This is a genomic window from Mycobacterium sp. E3298 (assembly GCF_001666895.1).
Lineage (GTDB): Bacteria > Actinomycetota > Actinomycetes > Mycobacteriales > Mycobacteriaceae > Mycobacterium.
The window spans coordinates 1-3,494 of record NZ_LZJB01000241.1; the positions used below are offsets into that span (position 1 = coordinate 1).

Below are 3,494 nucleotides of genomic sequence, written 5' to 3' on the forward strand. Positions count from 1 at the left end.
GACGGTCGCCAGCAGATCCGGCACTGGCTCGACGCACTGCTGGAACGCGAGCCGGGAAACATCAGCACGACGCCGCACGGCCGCGAGGCGGCGGTGACCATGTGGAGGTACTACTACGACCTTGTCGTCGAGAAACGCGCCAACCCACAGGACGACATGATTTCGCGGCTCACCCAGGTCGAGGTCGAACGCGACGACGGCACCATGACTCGCCTCGACGACACGGAGATTTCGGCCTTTGCGTCGATGCTCGGCGGTGCGGGCGCCGAGACGGTGACCAAGCTGGTCGCAAGCGCCGCAGTGGTGTTTGCGCGACACCAGGACCAATGGCAGGCACTGAGGCGAGACCGAAGCCTCATTCCCGCCGCCTTCGAAGAGCTGCTGCGTTACGAGGGGCCATCGCAATACGACATCCGTTGGAGCAAGGTCGATGTCGAACTTCATGGCACGGTGATACCCAAGCACAATCCGGTGATGCTCATCAATGGTTCGGCCACCAGGGATGAGCGAGCGTTCGTCGATGCAGATCGCTTCGACATCAATCGTCGGCACTCCGGCCACAACCTCGGATTCGGCTACGGAATACACAGCTGTCTTGGCGCGGCACTGGCGCGCATGGAGGGACGCATTGCCATCGATGCCCTGTTGGACTTGATCCCCGAGTTCGAGGTAGACGTCGCGGGCCTGCAACGGGTCAAGATGCCGAATGTCTTCGGATGGGGACGCGTGCCCGTACGTGCGGTAGCGCAATGATCCGTCCTCACGACGAACTCGCTGCTCTCATCGGTGCGCGAAGCGGGTGGAGACGCAAGCCGCGGTCCGGCGCTCTTAGGAAAACGCACATAGGAGATTGAGCAATGGCAACTGAGAAATCCAGAAAGTATCGGGTTGTTCACGTAGGCACGGGATTGACCGGTAAGGAGGCACTCCGGGCAGTCCTCGGTGATCCGGCACTGGAACTCGTCGGAGTCAAAGTGTCCACGCCCGAGAAGGCCGGAGTTGACGCGGGTCGCCTTTGTGGCGAACCGGAGGTCGGTATATCGGCAACCGACGATCTCGACGCGGTGCTGGCTCTGCGGCCCGACTGTGTCACCTACTGTGCCACCGCCGTCCGGCGCGAGAATGACGCGATCACCGACATCATCACTTACCTCGAGGCGGGGATCAACGTCGTGACGATCTCGACGATCCCAATGGTCTACCCGCCTGCGGCGCCACCGGAGTGGCGCGCGGCCGTCGAAGCCGCGGCGGCGAAAGGCAATTCGACCTTCTACGCCACCGGCGCCGAGCCGGGCTTCATTAGTCTCAACGTCCCCACCGCCCTGCTTGCCGGCGCCGGAACCGTCGATTCCTACCGGATGGACGAATATGCGATCGACCTGGACAAGTCCTATCCCATTTGGGAGGTGCTGCACGAATCCATGGGCTTTGGAAAGCCGAACGGGCACGTGCCCGCCCGAATCGCATCGGGCAAGGTCACCCACGACTGGGAGACCGTGGTGCGCTACATCGCCGACATCCTAGGCCTGGAACTCGATGGAGTCGAACTGGATTGGGAAACACTTCTCGCGCCAACGGATTTGCAGACTGCCCTCGGCACGATTGCTGAAGGGACGATTTGCGCGCACCGCTGGCAGCTGGCCGGCGTCATCGATGGGCGGTCAGTGGTCGCGGTGCAGTATTTCGCGACGGTGAGTTCCACACCCTGGCCGCAGCGTTGGCCGCGGCCGTCGAGGGAAAACCAAGGCGGCATGGTCATCCGGGTCGAGGGACGGCCCAGTATGTCCTTGGAGCTGTATTTCGAGCAATCGCCCTCGGATCGGGTCAATCCGGGTGTAGCGGTGACAGCGCTGGCCGCGGTCAACTCCATACCCGCGGTCGTGGACGCGGCGCCTGGCGTGCTTGGCTCTCCCTTGGCGGGTCCGGCGATAGTGAGCAGGCAATCGCGAACGCGCCCTGTTTAGTGACCCGCTTGCGCGAATCAGCCTGCCGGCGCGCGAGCGCGCTGTGGTCAATTGCGCCGCAAAACCCGGCGCGATCAGAATCTGGGTCGCGGGTTGCTTTGCGATGAAGGGCATCTCACTTCACCCACACCCGTGACCGAAGCAGCGAAGGACGCGTTGCGCGAGCCTCTCGATGCGCTGACCGGCGAACCGATCAGTTCTGGACAGCCGGTCAAGGCGCCAAACCTCAACCTACAATGCTGCCTTCACGCAGGAAGTTCTCTGTGTACGCCTGATACGTCAGGCTGTCGCGATCGAGGCCGATGAGATCGAGGAAGGGGTGCCACTCCCGGGAATCGACAAACCAGTCCCAACGAGTGATGTGGCCCTCGTCATTGGTCCATACGTAATCCCATTCGTGAAGCTGCAGAACGGTCCCGTCGGCCAGCGTTCCCGCATAGGTGTCGCGGACCGCAAACCCCCAATCGGCGGGCCTGCAGTCGAACGGGGTAACGATTCGAAAGTCGGGCATGTGCTTCCACCACATGCGGAATTCGCAGGTAAGCATGTCACCGTCGGGCGCGAAGCGTTGCATGGCCGCGAGCACCTCCTCGGAGGCGAGGTCGGCCATCACATGATCGGCGCCGCCGTTGAACAGGGGGCACATCATTACGGCGTCTGGCGAGTAGATCCACTCATCGCCGTATGTGATCTTTTTCGTCTCCGGGGCTCTGGCGTACGTCTCCCATTTTGCGTGGGCCAGCCTGTGGTGCAGGGCAACTCGATCGGAGGTCATGCTCCGCGCGTCCTGTGTACGGGCACATTGGACCACCCACAAACATTCGCCATCGCCACCCGCCGCAGTCCACCGCGGTCGACTTCATAGTCAGGGAGGAGATCGAGCAGCGCCTCGAGCGCGATGCGGCTCTCCATCCTTGCCAGCGCCGCCCCCAGACAACTGTGCACGCCATACCCGAAGGCGAGGTTGAAGCCCATTCTGCGCTCCCGGTCGATGTCCAGCCGGTCGGGATCGGGGAACATCCGTTCGTCGCGGGTCGCCGAGCCCGTGACGAGCAGGACTGCGCTGCCCGCGGGAATGGTGCTGCCGTGCAAGGTCACATCGCGGGTGGCGGTGCGTACCTGGTACTGCGAGGGCGCCTCATAGCGCAACAATTCTTCGACGGCGGCGGGCACCTTGCTGCGGTCCTTCCGCAGCTTCTGCCACTGATCCGGAAAGTCGGCGAAGGCGACCACGGCGTTGCCGACGAGTTTCGTCACCGTCTCGGCGCCCGCACCGCCGAGCATCGACGCAAAGGCCGAAATCTCCGTGTCGTCGAGGCGAGTCATGGTGCCGTCGTCGCGTTCGACCTCGACCTGGGTGAGCCGCGAAATCATGTCGTCCTGTGGGTTGGCGCGTTTCTCGACGACAAGGTCGTAGTAGTACCTCCACATGGTCACCGCCGCCTCGCGGCCGTGCGGCGTCGTGCTGATGTTTCCCGGCTCGCGTTCCAGCAGTGCGTCGAGCCAGTGCCGGATCTGCTGGCGACCGTC

General features: G+C 63.3%; 4 protein-coding genes. 2 read left to right on the forward strand and 2 right to left on the reverse strand.

The window, feature by feature from the left end; translation table 11 throughout:
* A partial coding sequence (locus A9X05_RS11245) for a cytochrome P450 (protein WP_156736647.1) occupies positions 1 to 753 on the forward strand: 753 nt, incomplete at its 5' end.
* A gap of 104 nt (positions 754 to 857) precedes the next feature.
* Positions 858 to 1,964 carry a dihydrodipicolinate reductase gene (locus tag A9X05_RS11250; protein WP_231978329.1) on the forward strand — a complete coding sequence of 369 codons (1,107 nt, stop codon included), beginning with the start codon at positions 858 to 860 and terminating at the stop codon, positions 1,962 to 1,964.
* Between the two features lie 226 nt (positions 1,965 to 2,190).
* Here A9X05_RS11250 and A9X05_RS11255 read toward each other — a convergent pair whose 3' ends face one another.
* Entirely contained in the window at positions 2,191 to 2,739 is a 549-nt protein-coding gene (locus tag A9X05_RS11255; RefSeq protein ID WP_067781339.1) for a hypothetical protein, read from the reverse strand.
* On the reverse strand, positions 2,736 to 3,494 hold a 759-nt coding region (locus tag A9X05_RS11260), incomplete at its 5' end, for a cytochrome P450 (RefSeq protein WP_156736649.1). The genes A9X05_RS11260 and A9X05_RS11255, both read right to left, overlap by 4 nt.

What these genes read in the sequence shown, in the direction of transcription:
- A9X05_RS11250 (WP_231978329.1), top strand. Translation starts at nt 858, where the DNA reads ATGGCAACTGAGAAATCCAGAAAGTATCGGGTTGTTCACGTAGGCACG.
- A9X05_RS11255 (WP_067781339.1), bottom strand. Translation starts at nt 2,739, where the DNA reads ATGACCTCCGATCGAGTTGCCCTGCACCACAGGCTGGCCCACGCAAAA.